At 38.5% G+C, this 17,237-nt stretch carries 32 protein-coding genes; 31 read left to right on the top strand and 1 reads right to left on the bottom strand.

Annotation, left to right across the window (positions count from 1 at the left end; genetic code table 11):
- Window positions 1–85: 85 nt before the first annotated feature.
- Window positions 86–355 carry a DUF6809 family protein gene (locus tag GPK81_RS11560; RefSeq protein ID WP_215707061.1) on the bottom strand — a complete coding sequence of 90 codons (270 nt, stop codon included), beginning with the start codon at window positions 353–355 and terminating at the stop codon, window positions 86–88.
- 193 nt (window positions 356–548) lie between these two features.
- Between GPK81_RS11560 and GPK81_RS11565 the strand changes: the two genes are divergently transcribed.
- From GPK81_RS11565 to GPK81_RS11700, 31 genes are all read left to right on the top strand, one after another.
- Window positions 549–776, top strand: coding sequence for a helix-turn-helix domain-containing protein (locus tag GPK81_RS11565; protein WP_215707062.1), 228 nt, complete (start codon window positions 549–551; stop codon window positions 774–776).
- Window positions 777–941: 165 nt separating this feature from the next.
- Complete coding sequence (locus GPK81_RS11570; RefSeq protein ID WP_215707063.1) at window positions 942–1,214, top strand: DUF1292 domain-containing protein; 273 nt, start codon at window positions 942–944, stop codon at window positions 1,212–1,214.
- A 180-nt stretch (window positions 1,215–1,394) separates the two neighbouring features.
- Window positions 1,395–1,517, top strand: coding sequence for a hypothetical protein (locus tag GPK81_RS18165; protein ID WP_256441844.1), 123 nt, complete (start codon window positions 1,395–1,397; stop codon window positions 1,515–1,517).
- Window positions 1,518–1,620: 103 nt separating this feature from the next.
- A complete protein-coding gene (locus GPK81_RS11575) occupies window positions 1,621–2,940 on the top strand; it encodes a radical SAM/SPASM domain-containing protein (protein ID WP_215707064.1) in 1,320 nt (439 codons plus the stop codon).
- Window positions 2,930–3,742: a class I SAM-dependent methyltransferase gene (locus GPK81_RS11580; RefSeq protein WP_215707065.1), complete on the top strand. Its 813-nt coding sequence runs from the start codon at window positions 2,930–2,932 to the stop codon at window positions 3,740–3,742. Before GPK81_RS11575 ends, GPK81_RS11580 begins: the two co-directional genes overlap by 11 nt.
- Before the next feature lie 56 nt (window positions 3,743–3,798).
- On the top strand, window positions 3,799–4,599 hold the full coding sequence (locus GPK81_RS11585; protein ID WP_215707066.1) for a class I SAM-dependent methyltransferase: 801 nt from the start codon (window positions 3,799–3,801) through the stop codon (window positions 4,597–4,599).
- A 2-nt stretch (window positions 4,600–4,601) separates the two neighbouring features.
- A complete protein-coding gene (locus GPK81_RS11590) occupies window positions 4,602–5,921 on the top strand; it encodes a radical SAM protein (protein ID WP_215707067.1) in 1,320 nt (439 codons plus the stop codon).
- Between the two features lie 313 nt (window positions 5,922–6,234).
- Window positions 6,235–6,690, top strand: coding sequence for a JAB domain-containing protein (locus GPK81_RS11595; protein ID WP_215707068.1), 456 nt, complete (start codon window positions 6,235–6,237; stop codon window positions 6,688–6,690).
- 11 nt (window positions 6,691–6,701) lie between these two features.
- The gene (locus GPK81_RS11600) at window positions 6,702–7,007 is read left to right on the top strand and encodes a hypothetical protein (RefSeq protein WP_215707069.1); all 306 of its coding nucleotides are present in this window, start codon (window positions 6,702–6,704) and stop codon (window positions 7,005–7,007) included.
- A complete protein-coding gene (locus GPK81_RS11605) occupies window positions 7,004–7,444 on the top strand; it encodes a hypothetical protein (RefSeq protein ID WP_215707070.1) in 441 nt (146 codons plus the stop codon). The genes GPK81_RS11600 and GPK81_RS11605 overlap by 4 nt, the downstream gene beginning before the upstream one ends.
- Entirely contained in the window at window positions 7,441–7,653 is a 213-nt protein-coding gene (locus tag GPK81_RS11610; RefSeq protein WP_215707071.1) for a hypothetical protein, read from the top strand. Before GPK81_RS11605 ends, GPK81_RS11610 begins: the two co-directional genes overlap by 4 nt.
- Window positions 7,654–7,801: 148 nt before the next feature.
- Complete coding sequence (locus GPK81_RS11615) at window positions 7,802–8,881, top strand: sigma-70 family RNA polymerase sigma factor (RefSeq protein WP_215707072.1); 1,080 nt, start codon at window positions 7,802–7,804, stop codon at window positions 8,879–8,881.
- A gap of 12 nt (window positions 8,882–8,893) precedes the next feature.
- Window positions 8,894–9,079: a hypothetical protein gene (locus tag GPK81_RS11620; RefSeq protein WP_215707073.1), complete on the top strand. Its 186-nt coding sequence runs from the start codon at window positions 8,894–8,896 to the stop codon at window positions 9,077–9,079.
- 11 nt (window positions 9,080–9,090) lie between these two features.
- Window positions 9,091–9,222 carry a hypothetical protein gene (locus tag GPK81_RS18170; RefSeq protein ID WP_256441846.1) on the top strand — a complete coding sequence of 44 codons (132 nt, stop codon included), beginning with the start codon at window positions 9,091–9,093 and terminating at the stop codon, window positions 9,220–9,222.
- Window positions 9,223–9,236: 14 nt separating this feature from the next.
- Window positions 9,237–9,569 carry a hypothetical protein gene (locus GPK81_RS11625; protein ID WP_215707074.1) on the top strand — a complete coding sequence of 111 codons (333 nt, stop codon included), beginning with the start codon at window positions 9,237–9,239 and terminating at the stop codon, window positions 9,567–9,569.
- Window positions 9,570–9,583: 14 nt separating this feature from the next.
- On the top strand, window positions 9,584–10,396 hold the full coding sequence (locus GPK81_RS11630) for a hypothetical protein (protein WP_215707075.1): 813 nt from the start codon (window positions 9,584–9,586) through the stop codon (window positions 10,394–10,396).
- A complete protein-coding gene (locus GPK81_RS11635; protein WP_215707076.1) occupies window positions 10,393–10,632 on the top strand; it encodes a hypothetical protein in 240 nt (79 codons plus the stop codon). The genes GPK81_RS11630 and GPK81_RS11635 overlap by 4 nt, the downstream gene beginning before the upstream one ends.
- Before the next feature lie 168 nt (window positions 10,633–10,800).
- Entirely contained in the window at window positions 10,801–12,459 is a 1,659-nt protein-coding gene (locus GPK81_RS11640) for an LPD1 domain-containing protein (protein WP_215707077.1), read from the top strand.
- A gap of 26 nt (window positions 12,460–12,485) precedes the next feature.
- Window positions 12,486–12,815: a hypothetical protein gene (locus GPK81_RS11645; protein ID WP_215707078.1), complete on the top strand. Its 330-nt coding sequence runs from the start codon at window positions 12,486–12,488 to the stop codon at window positions 12,813–12,815.
- A gap of 148 nt (window positions 12,816–12,963) precedes the next feature.
- Window positions 12,964–13,311 (top strand): hypothetical protein, encoded by a 348-nt coding sequence (locus GPK81_RS11650; RefSeq protein ID WP_215707079.1) that lies wholly within the window; start codon window positions 12,964–12,966, stop codon window positions 13,309–13,311.
- A 21-nt stretch (window positions 13,312–13,332) separates the two neighbouring features.
- Window positions 13,333–13,728, top strand: coding sequence for a DUF3846 domain-containing protein (locus tag GPK81_RS11655; RefSeq protein WP_215707080.1), 396 nt, complete (start codon window positions 13,333–13,335; stop codon window positions 13,726–13,728).
- A 2-nt stretch (window positions 13,729–13,730) separates the two neighbouring features.
- Window positions 13,731–13,865 (top strand): hypothetical protein, encoded by a 135-nt coding sequence (locus tag GPK81_RS18175; protein ID WP_256441847.1) that lies wholly within the window; start codon window positions 13,731–13,733, stop codon window positions 13,863–13,865.
- 9 nt (window positions 13,866–13,874) lie between these two features.
- Window positions 13,875–14,195, top strand: coding sequence for a GNAT family N-acetyltransferase (locus tag GPK81_RS11660; RefSeq protein WP_215707121.1), 321 nt, complete (start codon window positions 13,875–13,877; stop codon window positions 14,193–14,195).
- A gap of 12 nt (window positions 14,196–14,207) precedes the next feature.
- Window positions 14,208–14,834: a hypothetical protein gene (locus GPK81_RS11665; protein ID WP_215707081.1), complete on the top strand. Its 627-nt coding sequence runs from the start codon at window positions 14,208–14,210 to the stop codon at window positions 14,832–14,834.
- A gap of 1 nt (window position 14,835) precedes the next feature.
- Window positions 14,836–15,264: a hypothetical protein gene (locus GPK81_RS11670; protein WP_215707082.1), complete on the top strand. Its 429-nt coding sequence runs from the start codon at window positions 14,836–14,838 to the stop codon at window positions 15,262–15,264.
- 15 nt (window positions 15,265–15,279) lie between these two features.
- On the top strand, window positions 15,280–15,456 hold the full coding sequence (locus GPK81_RS11675) for a hypothetical protein (protein WP_215707083.1): 177 nt from the start codon (window positions 15,280–15,282) through the stop codon (window positions 15,454–15,456).
- Window positions 15,457–15,482: 26 nt separating this feature from the next.
- On the top strand, window positions 15,483–15,809 hold the full coding sequence (locus GPK81_RS11680; RefSeq protein WP_215707084.1) for a hypothetical protein: 327 nt from the start codon (window positions 15,483–15,485) through the stop codon (window positions 15,807–15,809).
- Window positions 15,810–15,836: 27 nt separating this feature from the next.
- Window positions 15,837–15,986, top strand: coding sequence for a hypothetical protein (locus GPK81_RS11685; RefSeq protein ID WP_215707085.1), 150 nt, complete (start codon window positions 15,837–15,839; stop codon window positions 15,984–15,986).
- Between the two features lie 11 nt (window positions 15,987–15,997).
- Window positions 15,998–16,645, top strand: coding sequence for a beta barrel domain-containing protein (locus tag GPK81_RS11690; RefSeq protein WP_215707086.1), 648 nt, complete (start codon window positions 15,998–16,000; stop codon window positions 16,643–16,645).
- Window positions 16,646–16,647: 2 nt separating this feature from the next.
- The gene (locus tag GPK81_RS11695) at window positions 16,648–16,932 is read left to right on the top strand and encodes a hypothetical protein (protein WP_215707087.1); all 285 of its coding nucleotides are present in this window, start codon (window positions 16,648–16,650) and stop codon (window positions 16,930–16,932) included.
- 143 nt (window positions 16,933–17,075) lie between these two features.
- Window positions 17,076–17,228 (top strand): hypothetical protein, encoded by a 153-nt coding sequence (locus GPK81_RS11700; protein ID WP_215707088.1) that lies wholly within the window; start codon window positions 17,076–17,078, stop codon window positions 17,226–17,228.
- Window positions 17,229–17,237 lie beyond the last annotated feature (9 nt).

Consider the following 17,237-nt stretch of genomic DNA (forward strand, 5'->3'; position numbering starts at 1 on the left):
GAGAAGCCTGATTTTCAGGCTTGCCACCCTTGCATATCATAGAAGAATCTTATTTACAGACTTTTTCTCACAGTCTCAGATTGGATTAACCGATCTTTTTCTTTATGTCCACATTTTTAATTTCCAGCATCAGTTCTGCGCCCATGCAAAATCCTTCTTTAAAGTTTTTTTCCAGTTCATCCAGATTTGAGAACATGATTTCATCTACCAGAGAATCTAATTCTTCTCCAAGTTCAGGAGACAGTTTTTCCTTAAAATTCAAATATCTGCTGCCTTTAAACTCATCGATTTTCACAGAAGAATCTGTTTCTCTCAATTCTGAACACGCATTATACAATTTTTCAATAATGTCCATAGCCTGTACCTCTTTTTGATTTTTAATATTACATAGATAATATGTAACATTTTTATATGACTGACTGATTTTTATAAGAAAACTATTTTACCTTCTAATATAACGATTGTTTCTTATTAGTCACAAGAATAGCATGAATCCACGGTATACTCAAGAAAAAGTTTCTAATCAGTCACAAAAGGAGATATCTATCATGCAGTGGATTTTGCAGGATGTGCCTCTTGGAAGAAATATCCAGAATATAAGAATGCAGAAAAATCTTACACAACAGGAAGTAGTCGAAAAACTTCAGCTTATGGGTAGCAGTATGTCCAGAAGCACACTTGCTAATATTGAATCAGGAAGAAGAAATATTAAGGCAAGCGACTTAAAATTGTTAAAAACTATTCTCCAAGTAGAATATGACTGTTTTTTCGAGTAATTTTCTTAATACAACTCTTTTCAAGATTTCTCTATTTTCCCAACCTCTTTATCAATCAGGTGTCAATAGAATACGAAACACATTCCCTCTCTATATTGCATATTTTGTCCATATTCAGTATGATAAACTTATCAGTACAATAAGTGAGATTGGAGGGCAAGTAAAATGGAAAATTCTTCTAATGCGGACAGATACATTACGTTCACGGACGACAGTGGAAAGGAGGTACAGTTCGAGTTTCTGGATCTTATCAATTACGAGGATGAAGGATATGTGGTTCTTCTTCCATCGGACAGTGATGGAACAGTTGTCATCCTGAAAGTCACAGGCGAAGAAGGGTATGTATCAGAAGAAGACGAGGAAACACTGAGGGCAGTATTCGGACTGTTTAAGAAAGCGCATCCGGAACTGAAGTTTGAAGAAAAAGCGGATTGGTAAGGTTTTCTAAGGGGATTATTGATGACAATACAATGTCAATTCATTACGAAACAAGTATTGCCATTGTATTGACATCAGTAGTCTCCGTTGCTACAATAATACCATATTCATCCGATATGTTTAACAAGCCAGACGGCCTGTTTTAACATATAAAATAATAGCAGGAGGAGGTTAAGAACTATGAAGATTATCCGTAACGTTTCTGCTGAAAAAGCTACAAAAGATCTGAAGAAGGTTGCTTCTGAAAAGTTTGTAGCAAACGAAACGGCAAGCAGATGTTTATGCCGTTGCAGTGATGGCTGATTTCACATATTTATGTGAAACGCATTAACCATCCGTTCCGCGTTGGCATCCAGTTTTGGTTGTCAACGCGGTTTTCACTATAATATGGATGAGGTGAAATTTTATGAAAAAATCACAGTTTATTGTTGAACAGGAAGGCAGTACCTCAGAATCTGTTTTATTATATTCCACTTTTTCAACATCAATAGTGGAATTAGAACTTCCATTATATTCAGAAATATTTACTGAGGGGATTTACGATAAACATCCAGAAGAAGTTTCCGCTTTATACGATATGGGATTTCTCATTGATGACGATTACAATGAGCTTTCTTTTCTTGAATCATTACGTATGCAAACGCTTCAGACAAACAATTCAGCTCCAACCTATTATATTATATGTCCTACTACTGGATGTAACGCACGCTGTTATTATTGCTTTGAAAAAGGTGCTGTCCAAAAACGTATGGATACCAAGACTGCTGAAGCTGTTGCGAAATATATTGTACAGCATCATGATCCGGAACACTTGGTTATTCAATGGTTTGGTGGAGAACCTTTATTAGAACCGAATACAATTTCTTATATAGCAGATTATCTGCATGAAAATGGAGTTAATTTTGACTCAAAAATAATCACAAATGGATATCTTCTGAAAGAAGACGTGATCAAACAGGCCGTAACGAAATGGAATGTCAAAATTATCCAAATAACCATTGATGATCTTGATGAAGAGTACAATAAAATTAAAGATTATATCTACACTTCTGGAAATCCGTTTGAAGTTGTAATGACAAACATTGAAAAGTGTTTAAAAGCAGAATTGAATATTCGTATTCGTATTAATTTTAATCCACTTGAATATGACAAGGCTGTTAATACCGTAGATTACTTAAAAAAACGTTTTGGTAAAGACCCTAATTTCTTTGTTTACCTGGCACCCATAGATTCTACGGATATCCCGTCTATTACAGAGGACTTTAAACAGCAGAAAAAACATCCTCTCATTGAACTACTGGATGCAGAAAAAGATTTTTGCAGTTTTGGGAATTATGATTCACAACTTTCCAGTGATTCGGAATACGATGCCATCTTAAAGAAATACTATTTAACACCAATTCCGACCAGTTGTTATGGCGGATGCAAATCATCTTTAACCATAGATTCCATGGGAAATATTTTTGACTGCCACAGACTGCTCGGAAACGAACAATATGCCAGTGGAAATGTATTTCTTGGAAGAACAGACAATGAAATATCTGAATATTATGCTAATCCATACATCAATGATGCGGATTGTAACAAGTGCAATTTGCTGCCAATCTGTCAAGGCGGTTGTAAGTATAGATCATTCAAATACGGCAAAAATCATGCCTGTACTTCAGTAAAAGGTGCTGTAAAGGAATTGATCAAAAGAGCATCTGAAGAAATCAATGAATTATAATCTGGATTTATTAAAAAAACCGTTTCCTTTTCAGTCAGGAACATTAACTCTATGGAGTAATGATTATATTGCCCAAAACGTTATTAAACGCCATTTAGATGGAAGCGTGGATTCTGGCAGTCGAAAAACGGACACTATACATCAGACAGTAGAGTGGATACAGCATTTAAAACCTATGTCAGCACGAATCCTTGACGTTGGATGCGGTCCTGGTTTGTATGCGGAGTTGTTATGTAAAAGAGGCATGTATTACGAAGGATTTGATATTTCCCCATATCAGATTGCATATGCCAAACAACATAATTCTTTTCCAGAAAGAGCTAATTTCTATGTGGACGATTTCAGAACGTGGAATTCTGAAAAAAAGTTTGATTTAGTACTGCTTTTGTATGGAATTTATTCATTTTACTGTCGAAACGACAGGATCGCTTTTCTAAAAAGGGTAAAAAGTAATCTGTCTGAAAACGGAGGAATCATAATCGAAGTATTTACTCCGCTGCATTATAAGGAACGTACAGATACCGTGGATTGGGAATATATTGAACAGAATGGTTTTTGGTGTAAAACGCCATACCTGGAATTGAATTCTTTCTGTAAATATAACAGCTCTTTAATTCTCGTACAGACAGCTGTTTTGAACGACCACTTGGACATATGGAATTCATGGATACAGACATTTGAATCATCCGATCTGGTAGAAGAATTGACAGAAGCCGGATTCGAAAAAATACAATTATACGGTTCCTGCTACGCGGCCCCTTTAACAGCTCAAAGCGAAATACTTTGTGTATATGCACGATAATAAGAACTGGACTCCCTGATATTAAACAGATAATTTTCTGGAAAGAGGTAAATTACGTGACAAATGATATCATAAAATCCTATATGGAAATAGATGAGGAACACAGGCTTCAAAGTTCTTTGGCCAGGAGAGTGGAATTTCTTACGACTATAGAAGCATTAACTCCGTTCCTTACTTCAGATTCTAATATTCTTGATGTGGGGTGTGGAACCGGTATTTATTCCATTCCTCTGGCAGAAATGGGGGCAGAACTTACAGCAATGGATTTGGTTCCATCACACATACAGCGATTAAATGAATTGGCTGCACAAAAAAACTTGCCTATTTTTACATATGTAGGCAATGCAACCAGCTTAGCCAAACATAAAAATAATACCTTTGATATGGTGTTATGTCTCGGGCCCTTATATCATTTGATTGATAAAAATGATCAGAAAAAATGTATTTCTGAATGTATACGAGTGACAAAGCCAAATGGAGTCATTGCTTTTGCTTATATAAGTCCCTATTCGGTATTTCCGTGTGTGATTCGGGGAGACCTATCAAGAATTTCATTAGACTTGGTAACTAATATTATCGATAAAAAAAACATTTCTTCTACGGATGATTGCTGTTTTTGGACAGACAACAGTTTCCTTACACCAGAAGATATAGAAAAAATTCTGCTGGATTTCCATCTTGAAATTAAAGATCATGTTGCCACAGATGGGCAGAGTATTGCTTTTCAATCCGTTATAAATGAAATGGATGAGGAACAATTTCAGATATGGCTGGCTTATCATAGAAAGACTTGCCGTATTCCTTCTATAATAGGAGCTTCCAATCATGGACTGGTTATCGCAAGAAAGAAGGAGTGAAAATGAAACTTTTACGTGAGAGCAATAAAAAATTACCCTGGATATCAGGAAAACGTTATAAAATGTCATTTTATAATATTTCTGATAAAAATGATAAATTTACTGCTATCTACAACTCAGCTTCTGGAGCAGTAGTAGTTATAGAAACATCCATCCTTGAAAAAGCTATGTTTTCCGAGAATGTTACAAAGGAATTAGTCGAAAACGGTATTTTAGTTCCCAGTGAAACGAATGAGTTTCAAGAGTATTTTTCAAAACTTCGTTTTTCCCAAAAAGAAAAACCTAATTTTTTCACCATAATCCCTACTACCGGATGTAATGCCCATTGCTTTTATTGCTATGAGGAAGAATACTGCAAACAAACCATCGATCCGTTTACTCATAAAAAAATAGTTGATTATCTGGCAGCTAAAATTAGTGACCTGGATGAGTTTGTCCTGGACTGGTATGGTGGTGAACCTCTTCTTTGCGTTCAGGAAATAGACCATATCATTCAAGATCTGCTATCAAATACTGATATGGAAGTGAAAAAATGGAAATCTTCAATTACGACAAACGCAACCTTATTTACACCAGAGCTTGTTAAACATGCTGTGACATACTGGCATTTGGATTCAGCCCATATTACTATTGACGGGATTGAAGAAGACCATAATGCACGTAAAAATGTAAAACTGCATGGAGAAAGTGCTTTTGCTAAAACGGTGAACGCAATACATAATCTTCTTGACGAAGGTGTTTATGTTAACTTGAGGATTCACCTGGATAATAATAATAAAGAAAGTTTTCCGTTAATTATGCAGAGCTTAAATGATTTTTTTCATTATGAAAGATTCCATTTATTTCCAACTTTTTTATTTCCGCCTGAATCAAAAATGCCTGAAACATACATAACTGATGCACAAAAAGAACACTTATTTTATAACGTATTCAAAGAAGTATTAAATTCCTCGTATTCTTTGACTTTATCAGAAGCATTCCCTTTGCCTAAATTGCAAAATTGCTTCGCTACCAAATGTAATACTATCGTAATTGCACCAGACTCATCCTTACATTCATGTGTGCAGGAATTTTCAGGTTGTGGCAATGATAAAAAATTTGAAGATTACTCTGCTTATTGTAAAAAATGCAAGAATTGTAAATTTTTTCCTATTTGCCTGGGAGGGTGTATTCATAATAGAAGCTTAACTGAAACAGTGCGAACACCTTGCGTAAGAAACCGCTTTGTCGTTCGCCCATTATTAAAAATATTATTGGAAGAAAACTATGGGAAAATTAACCTTGAAGCAAATATTTTGCTGGAAACACCCAAAAACGAGTAAGATAACTCCAGAATATGATGAATTAGACGATGAAAATACTACTAAAAGCGTACTATTTAAGGAAAAAATGAACGTTTTTGAGGAAAGACGCACGAAACATTTTTAGTATATTTTCACAGCAGAATCAACAGTATGAGTATTTTTCACAAAGACAATATTATATTAAAACAGCTGACTGTCGCTTTTAAGGCGACAGTTTTTTTCTGCCTTTCATCTGTGAAATACATATTAAATATGAATCTAAATTAACCGAAGAATGGAGTGAGATAAAAAATATGGATTAGATTCACTAAGAATTCATGGAGGAACTGAAATGTATAAAATCGAAACATACCTTGATCCAGACCGGCTTCCGGTTATAGAAAAAAATCTGATCTGTGAAGAAAAAATACAGGCAAACAGCCCGGAAAAAATCTACGAAATGCTGAACCGGTATTTCCGTCTGGGATACCGCACAGAAGAATATATTTACATGGTTGCACTAGATACGAAATCCAACATCCTTGGAGTTTTCGAACTCAGCCATGGAAGCGTTAACAGCAGTATCTGCAATAACAGGGAAATTTTCATGAAAGCCCTGATATGTGGAGCTTCCGGAATTATTCTTGCCCACAACCATCCATCTGGAGATGTGACTCCTTCTGAACAGGATATCAGTACTGCCAGGAATGTTGCAAAAGCCGGAAAGATGATTGGCGCAGATCTGATAGATAATCTTATCTGCAGCGATACTACATATTTTTCTTTCAAAGAAAAGAACATGCTATAGGAGGAATTTTTATGGATTATAAGGAAAAAGAATGTGAAGTCTGTGGGGCATTTTTTACCCCGCTGCGAGCCATACCAAATACTGCCCTGACTGCCGGAAACATGCCGTACAGAAACTCCGGAAGATCGAGTATCAGACTCAGCGAAATATCCGTACCTATGGATATGGACGTAGACCAGAACCCATTACATGCAAATACGGCTACTGTGAAAAAGATTTCGTTACCTATGGTAAGGAAAAAGATTTCTGCAGTGCATCCTGCGCATCCAAATATCGGATCGCACATACCGTCTGTGCATACTGTGGAAAGCCCATGATAGAAACGGAAGATATCCGGGATGTAATGGGAAAGAACTGGTACTGCACGGATGAATGCCAGGAAAGCGCTGCCTGGCGATATGCAAGGGCAGAAGGGAAGGTAAAGACCTGTCCGAACTGCGGGAAGGAGTTCATAAAAGATAATACCTATTGCTCCTGGAACTGTTACTTGGAGTATACAAGAAAACAGAAAGAGAAATCCTTGAATTTAAAAGCTTCTGGGCTGAAAGAGTGTTCTGTCTGTGGCAAAAAGTTTTCCGGTAATGGTATGTACTGTTCCCCTGAATGCCAGAAAAAACAGGAGATGCAGGAGCCGCATGCCATGCGCACTTGTGAAGTATGTGGAAAAGAATTCGACTGCCCGGCCAGCCGGATGGTCCATCCGATCTGTTCGGATGCCTGCCAGCAGCTTTTCGAAGGAAAAAGGCAGAAATGAAAAAGAACAGAAAATCAGCATCATCAGAGAAGCTGAAAGAAAAGAGGCAGCAGAAGCAGAAAAAATATATAGAAGAAAACGGGCTGTGTAGCATCTGCAAGACTTCTTACAAAGACTGCGAACGCCTGCAGTCTAATTTTACGGCATCCCCGGAAGGATCTGTATTCCAGGGAAGCCTGGTTGTAAAATGCCCGAAATTCAGAAAATAGTCCATATTTTAAGGGAGCCGTCTGGCTCTCTTTTTTTATGCGTTCTTTTGTGGAATACATATTAACAATGAATCCAAATTTATGGGGAAAGGAGAAGGAAAAATAAAATATGGATTTAATTTTTTTTTAATCTTTGGAGGAAATTATTATGAACGAAGCTTCAATTAACAATGCTATCAAGGAGTTGGAAAGAATGACAGATCTGTTGCGGAAGATTTCCAGAAAGGAAATCACGCAAAAACAGGCTGCGGACCAGCTTGGAATCACACCTCAAAACTTCAGTGGGGAAATAAAGAATAGTTTTTCTAATTACATAAAGAAAAACAAGATTCTTACAGAAGACCTGCTGTATACCTGCATAGACGAAATTGAGACACCATGTGAGAAGATTGCCAAGGATATCTTCGGAATTCTGGAAGATAAGAAGCTGGTTATTGTTGATACGGAAAATCAGGATCTGTTCCTGCAGCGTATGGAAGAAATTCTTTCAGAGCGGGAGATGGGAGTCATGCGCCTCCGGTACGGGATTGATACCGGAAAGCAGATGTCCCTGCAGGAAGTAGGGAAACAATTCGGTGTCCATCAGGAACGAATCCGGCAGATCGTTGCAAAAAGCCTGCGCAAACTGCGTAATCCTGCAAACTGCAGGCTCCTGCTGCCAAATTACCAGCGGTATGCAAAAGCCTTACAATCCTGTCAGGAAGTACGGTCGGTGTCAGAAAACCTGGATGGGCTTTATAACCGGGCAAACCTGGAATATAACTGGATACTCCATAGAAAAGAAATAGCAGAATTCGAACCGGAAGTCCGAAAGAAACTGGAACATCTGGTTCAGATTTCTGATATGGCAATTCCGGAAGACTGGAAGAAAATCCTGATATCGAAAGGTATCATAACCGTTTTCGATTATATGGATGCTGACCATGCAGTTCTTGACGAATCCAAGGAATTCTGCCCGGATTTCTCCTGTGCGATTATTGATGCCATACTTGGTATCCCGGCACAGGATCCGGAAAAGGCAAATGCCATGTGGGACATCCCAATTTCGGAACTGAATCTGTCCACACGGACTTTCAATGCTTTAAACCGTGCGCGCATTGATACGCTTGGCGACCTGGCAAAAAAGTCCAGAAAGGAAGTCATGAAAATCCGGAACTTTGGACGGAGCTGTTATGAGGAACTGGAACAGGTTTTAGCAAAATATAATATTTCGCTGGTAGAATGCTAGGAGGGAAAAGTCATGTTGTGGTCCACATTGTATCACAAGATTGGAAAACAGCCAAGTAAAGTCACCCAGCATACCCATGTGTATGCTATTTTGGAAAATCCCAAAACACACCGTACAGAAAAAGTATTTCTGCAACTGAAGCATGATGCTTCCGGAAGGCCGTATCTGGTGCAGGATTTTTCGAGAAGCAGGGATTAGGAGAAACTTTCATGAATAAGAACGATATTAAAATTCGTATGACAGAGATCCAGGCTGTTCTGGAAAATGATTTATACGAAGGAGAAAACGAGGAAAAAGAGCTTCTGGAAGAACTGGAAACTCTGAAAAAAGAATCGAAATAAGGGAGGAAATTATTATGTATTCAGATAATTTAATATTGACCAACAAGAGCCGTGCGCCTCTTAACCTGACAAACTTGTTCGAGGATACCTTTGGACTGTCTGAAGCAGTTACAGACTGCAAAGATGCAGACGCATTTTGTAAAACAGCCATCAAATATATGCGCTGGGACTGCATCTGGACCATTGCCCGTGATGACGCTACCCAGACACGGCTTCAGTACGAGGACCGGATCGGCAATGTCTATTACTTGATTGCCAATAAGACGGGAAATGTCTGCCTGAAGAATTTTTCAGACAACGAACTCGTTATGGAACTGATCAGCCGGGGATACAAGATCAGTAGATAGAGGAGGAAAGTAGCATGAAAGTAGCAGTAACCTGGGAAATGTGCGGATACATTGATATTGAAGCTGACAATATGGAAGAAGCTATGAAGAAATTCCACAGTGAATCGGGTCATATCAAACTTCCTGAAGATGGTATCTATGTCGATGGCAGCTTTCGGTTAACATCTGATGATGTAGAAGAAATGGAAGTCATGGCTGATTTTTCTGCAAAACCAGTTCATGATATCTTCTCAATGGAAACGAAAACGATGGCTAATTTCCTAAATAATAGGGAGAGGAACAGCAAGGTTAACCAAATTTTCAAGCAAATTCAAGATGTTGTAAGGACTTCTCTGGAAGAAGAAGTTTGGATTCCTATAAACCGTAACCGCCAAATTCGTGTGGAAATCATTCCTCTAACAGACGGACGCACGGAAGTAGCCTCGACACTTTATACTGCTGAAGGAAAAGAAATCATTACTGCAGTCTGCGAACATTATCTTCCTGAAACAATCAAAGAAAATATTCAGTCACTGCTTGCATATGCAGAACAGGAAAGCCCGGCAATATGGGCTGAAATTTATGCACGAAACATTCTGTATTATTTGCCAGAAATGAAGACAAATCCGTATGAGTGCAATGCTCTTGAATGGACTAAAAGAAAATTGTTTCTGCTGGTCACTTATGATAAAGCAGAAGAGGCCGGGGAGGAAGATGTTCTTACTTTTGAGCTGCGGACGGATGCAGATGTCCTTCTTATAGATCATCTTCCGGTAAGAGAACTTGCAGAAGAGAAGATAGCAACTATGCTTGCATCTATGCGAGATAATTGGAGGAATACCAAATGAACCAGTACCACATCTATCAGTCAAATTTGAGTCATTATAAAGTCTCAGTCAAGCTTTCAAAAAATCTGAGACGGACACTTCTGCTTATGGCAGAAACCCGTGCAGAAGCGCTTGTGAAAGCAGAAATGTTTCTGAAGAATTCAGAAGAATGTGATTTTCTGATATACGAAGCAGAAGAAATTATTCCTGATCAGCTTGGAATCCTTTTCTGGACAGACCAGATGTCAAAAAAATAATAACCATATTTTTTAAAGAGAGCCGAAAGGTTCTCTTTTTTTGTGCAGTTTCTTCCGGAATACATATTAGAAATGAATCCAAATTTATGAAGAAAGGAGCAGGAAATTAAAATATGGATTAGAAAAATTTTGTATTTTAAAACAAATCTAGTATAGGAGGAACTTATTATGTCACAGATTCAGGATTTTGGATGCAAAATTGGAGGAGCCAGAAAAGATATTTGGAAAAGGGAAGGTTTACGTGTTGCAGATTTATATAGCATGACATCTGCTGAAAAGAAAAAATACATCAAACGCGATTATATCTGGCCAAAGGCGGATATGAAAGACCAGATGGAAAAAGGAATGCCTCGTTTCGTATGCTTCTGGAAAAATGAAATGAGAAAAGCAGTTCGACCGACCTATACAGGTGAACTGTCTGCGGAAGATTACGTAAAAGCTGTACGTTCTATTAAGGAAATGGTCGAAAAAATAGAAACAGAACAAGATATCATCAATTTCTGTCAGATTGCTGTTAACGGGATTTTCTTAAAAAAGGCATCTTACAATTACAAATACGTAGAACCATACCAGTACATCATCAATGGAAACAATCTTCTTCGGACGATCAATATTTCCAAGATGAAACGCAAGATGGAAAAAGAAAATTTCGCCCTGGATGCAGTTCAGATCATGGAAAAAGAATTTCCGCTTATCCAGATCAATGAAAAATTCCAGGTATATACGGATACGCTAGGACATACCTGCCTGGTCAGAAACCTACCATATGGGAAATACTATTATTACCCAAACAATAACAAAATATCCCTGGAACATATAGAAGGGAAATACATGGTAACAAGCCGCAGCCGAATCCTATGCCTTTCCGAAAACAGAAAGGAATGCGAAAGGATCCAGGAAGAAGCATTTGGGTCTAAATTGAAAGCAAAATCAGATAAACGTTCGGAAACCAAAAAGAAATGGATCCCGCCTCAGTTCGATGTCCTGCAGATGAACAGTTCTGCCAGGCGTTATGGGCACATTTCCGGAAGATACCTAATGGATACCTTTGGAATCCGGGCAGGTGAATTTGGGAACTGGACCAATGATAATGAAAGACAGGTTTCCCTGGATTATACCTTTGATGCCTTTTATGACATTGCAGAAGCACTTGACATTGATCCGAAAAGCATTTCCCTTCCAGAGCTGTCCCTGCATGGACTTGGTATTGCATTCGGTGCCCGTGGACGAGGGGATGCCGTAGCACATTATGAACCGCTGCGTGAGGTAATCAATATTACCAAAATACGCGGTGCCGGTTCCCTTGGCCATGAATGGGGACATGCACTGGATCATCTGATTGGACAGACCTATGGCTGCAGTGAATTCGGTACAGAAGCCCATGGACACGGTGATGTTCCGAAAAGCCTCATCAACGTAATGGATGCCATTTATTATGGTCCGGATGGGAAGCAGACTGCTTATTATAGGGATTCCATTCTGTTCGACAGCTACTATGCAAAAGCTGGGCATGGTTACTGGACTTCTCCATGTGAACTTTTCGCAAGAGCCTTTGCATGCTACTTAAAAGATAAACTGGCAGAAAAAGGATACCGGAATGATTATTTAAACGGCCATTCTGATACCTGCGTTTCAAAAGACGATACAGGCCGGACCATTTATGCTTTTCCATGCAGTGAAGAGAGAATCCGTATAAATAAAGCTATTTCAGGATTGGTACAAGATTTGAAAGACAATGGGCTGCTACAGTCAGCACAAGAAAAGAAACAACAGGATACTGGAATACAGTACAGCTATACCACCGATGGGCAGATGTGCTTTGCTTGATTCAAATATATAGAGGGAGAAAACATATGCAGACACAGAAAGATAATATTATACAAATCAACGATTGGTGCAAAAAATTCCTGGCAGATAACGGTCTCACATTCATGGAACCAAATATCAGCTTGAGAGCTGGTGCCGGATACCATGGATACCGTTTTTATCTGGACCAAGATGGCATTCATGCGTTTTACACCGGAGCTACCAGGGAATATTTCGATACAGACCGGCTGACCCAGGAGAACTGCCTGATCGGACGGGAACTGATTTTCCACTGGACAGAAGTCAAATCTGCCATTATCGGACATGTTCGTGAAAGCAGACGGCAGCAGGAGATGATGAATAATTTTTCTGTATAATCCATATTTAAGAGAGAAGAGGGCTTCGGCTCTCTTTTTTCTTTGCCTTTTTCGCGGAAATACATATTAGAAATGAATCTAAATTTTATGAAGAAAGGAGACAAAAAATAAAATATGGATTAGATTTAAAATTCATTGGAGGAATATCATGAAAAGTAAGACGAAAGAAATTACCAATCTCATCAAAATCTGTCTGGATATTGCAAATATCGCAGACAGAAAAGGCGAGGAAGGAAATGCATACCTGGAAGATCTTGGGCTCGGATATCGTGCGTTAAGCATATCGCTGCGGCAAGGGGCTAAAGCGGTTATTGATTTACAAGATGATTATTCTAAGGCACTGGAAGACCGGGGGTATGCAGAAACTGGTGAAAAAGAAGCCCGGGATTTTCTGCTGGAAGTATTCGGAGATCAGGAAATTGATACTATCAACGAAAATGACAAGCAGAGAATCAAGGATTTTGTCAAAGACATTATGAAGAGTTGGGAAAAATAGGCGTATTTTGGAGGAAAATTTATGAAAGCATTACTTATCAAACCTGGAAAAAAACCTGAAACTGTAGACATTGAACCTGGATTGGAATCACTTCAGAAAATGGTAGATGGTAATATTCAGGTTGTTTACCCATTTGAAGAACTGGTCGGCCTGGTTATGAATGAGGAAGGGAAAATGAATGGACTTCCTCTTAACCGTGCGCTGAGGGATGAAAAAGGGGAAATTTACGATATTATTGCCGGAGATTTCCTGGTAGTCGGGCTCACCGAAGACGACTTTGGATCTCTTTCAGATGAATTGATTGAGAAATATTATAAGTTCTTCGAATACCCGGAACACTTCGCTTTTCTAAACGGACAGTTCTATTCCAGACCTTATACAGACAGAGAATTGCAGGCAGCGAGCCAGGAGGATTGATTATGAAAGAAGGTACAGACACATTATTTACAAGGGCACTGACTGAAGAAGATGCAAAGGCTGTTTTCATGCTTGATGAAAAATCTGGTTTCTGTATATCTCAATGGCTTGAGGATAATACAGATTTTGCAGATTAGGCATGGGGTATTTTTAAAGAAAATCAGCTTGTCGGTTATTGTACAACAGGATATGCCGATGACTGTCCTTCTTCAATCGAAAACCACCCGTTGCATACCTGGGAGTCCATACTCTTGAGTGATGTCTTTATTCTTCCTGAATTAAGACATAATGGCTACGGCTCACAGATGATCACAGATGCGATTCGTAAGCGATGGGAAAGTGACCGTGTGCAGAACACGGTATTTCTTACCGTTATGTATGATGATTTGGTTTCTTTTTATCAGAAGATTGGTTTTCAGAAAATTTACCCCTATGAAGGGGATATGGTTTTACAGGAAACATTATAGGAGGAACTTATTATGAACAAAAATGATTTACAAACGGAGATCAAAGCTTTACAGGAATACCGAAGAGAAGCAGAATCTCTGATAGAAAAGATCAATTCTGTAACTAAGAAAATGGAAAACGATGTTGTAAACGACATCGAAAAAATCAAAAAACAGATTGCAGAAGACATGAATGAAATGTTTTCTTACGTTTCCCCAGATATTTACGAGACACAGAGTATTTCTGTAAGGGATTTTGTGGAACGTGACGAGAAAGGAACTTATCCATTAGCTTACTTTTCTATCAAATTCGGGCAGAAAATATACAGTATGGATTCCAATACAGGACTTACCCCGTATGAAATCGCGATCATGGAAGATTGTTATTCTTATTCTGCTATTTACGCAGATGGCCACTGGGCTGACGAATACCCAAATGTTGCAAGGCAGAAAAATTATGGCCGAGACAAAAATATTCAGACAGTCATTGAGATCTTATGCCGCAACTGGGATTCCATTTTGAAAGGAGCTTACCAGAAGATCAAGGAAGCATATCGGAAAGATACCGAAAAAAAGCTTCAGGAAACTCTTCAGATGAATACAGAAGTGCAGGTACGTCGTTCCAGGCTGAACAATTCTGCTAACAAGGAGGAAAAGTAATATGTTATTATTCGGAGTTTGTATCAATGATATCGAAAGAGAAGGAATCAATTGGAAAAAAGTTTCAAATCTGCTTCAGGAATACGACGCAGTTTTTTATAAAGCTTTCTGTGAGGATATTGGGAAAAATCCTTCCGATCAGGATGCCATGGACTGGTTTTCCAACTACGAAACAGAGGGAAGAAGATCTGGTATTGGAGCGTTCCTTCATGACCTAATTGAGGACAAAGAAAACATCGCCCTGGATATTGATGACCCGGATGGAGTTTATCTCGGAATTTCTGCGGCTGTTCCTTGGGAAATGGATGACAGTATCAAAAACCTCACAAAAGAGAGTTTTACTGGTATCATGCAGAAATACATACACTTGATTACAGATGCCGAAATCGAAGTGCGCTGGTGGCGTATTGATGACGATTTGGATTGGTAAGAGGAGGAACCTGTTATGAGAAAAATTACTGTTATGCAGGAATGTTCCTGCTGCGGAAAGACTTTTCCTGCTGTTTATTCTGAGAATGGAGACATTGAATATTCCGATGCCTGTGACTGCGAAAGCGATTTTTATCCGGTATCAGGACAGCCGTCTATTGGAGAGTGGATGGAAATTTGGAAATCACTTTGAGAAATTGGACTATGGAGGAAATTAAAATGAAAGTAAAAACATTAATCAATAAGCTGGAAAAAATGAATCCGGAAGCAGAAGTGCTTATGCACGGAAAAGGCGGTTTTCCTGTCTTATTCGTTATGGCAGCAGAAGGGATTGATCCTGTATGGCTGGAATGCGAATCTGATACAGACATGGCAGATGAGATCCAGTCCCGTTTTGACGATGCCATCGAAAATGGCACAGATGAACTGGATGTTTACATGGAAATGCTGGAAGCCGGTATCAACGTACCTATGGTACGAAAATATATGGGGAACAGTGTCGCTGATGCTATGCAGAAATTCTGTGAAGAACATGGATTGATCTAAGGAGGAAATGCAAGTGAAAAAAGAGTTATGGTTGTCAAATATGGTTATGCAGTAGTAGAAGCTGAAACTGATGCAGAAGCTGTTGAGAAGGCAGAAAATATGTCGGATGGCGAGTTTGACTGGTCAAATTTCGGCGATGCTCAAGTCGTTGACGACGATGTAGATAATCTGAATTAGGAGGAATTTATATGTTTACAGAATTTCATAAAGAAGATTGGCTCAAAGGACAGACCGTTTACCTTCTTCGTATAGGAGAAGGTTCTGATAAACTGGAACCGGAAAAACGGATAATTGAAGGTATTGTTGAAACAATTGGCAGGGTGTATATTACCGTTTCTGTAAATTCCCAGAAAGTCCGTTTTGAATTCGATGAAGAAACAGAGCAGATCTTCCAGGAATACAATTACGGAAGATCATTTGAGATCTATCTGACCAAAGAAGCTGCTCTGGATATCCTGAAAAAACGTAAAATTGAGAATCATTTAAGGGAAGATGCAAAAATCTTGCTGACAAAAGATCTGACCGATTTGGATGGTAAAAAGCTGGAATTATTGAAAAATATTCTGGACTTTGTTCTTTTACGATCAAATACAAATATTTCGGACATCTTATCTGAATATCTGTCTTTTGAGGAAAAAGATGTGTTTTACAGAAAAATCTGGGCTGAGCATGTCAAGGAAGATATCTTGACCTTTGCTGAAAATGAAGATCTTGAAATTACAGAGGAAGAAATTAATAATTCAGCATCCGTTTATGTAAATGGGCGGTATGACTGCAATCTTTCTTACTGGGAGAATCTTCATAACTTGATTGAGGAAAACAAGGAGGAAAATTAATCATGACGATCAAAGAAATCATCAAAAATGACAAACTGCAGACAGAAGTGGATGAAATTAAAAAATTTTCCGCTGTAGATATCGATTATGTCACAAAAGATGGCGTCCACTGTGAAACACAGCTGGATGTCAGCCATCACATTCTGACAAAAGCGGGAATGGATGAACTGGACATGTTGTTTGGCTCCTTGGCAAAAGAGCTGAATACAACTCGAAACGGTGTAACATCCTGTACCGTAGTTGCATCTGCGGAAACATACGAAAAACTGCAGGAAATGGGATTCTGATTCATATTATCAGAGAGCCTTCGGGCTCTCTTTTTCTTTGTCATTTTTCCAGAAATACATATTAAAAGTGAATCTAAAATTTAGGAAGAAGGGAGAAGGAAAAATTTAATATGGATTCAGAAAAATCTCAGGAGGAAACTATTATGAATGAAGGAATTAAGGAGCTGATTAATGTTATTGATGAGTATCTCCCAAATTCTTACAAGGTGTTGGAAGGAGACGAGGAAACCTTGTATGTCAAAGAGCGTACAACAGGAAAGCATTTCGAAATCAAAGTAACAGAAGCAGAAGGCTAAAGAAGGAGA

This window comes from Blautia sp. MCC283, from assembly GCF_018785565.1.
Lineage (GTDB): Bacteria > Bacillota > Clostridia > Lachnospirales > Lachnospiraceae > Blautia_A.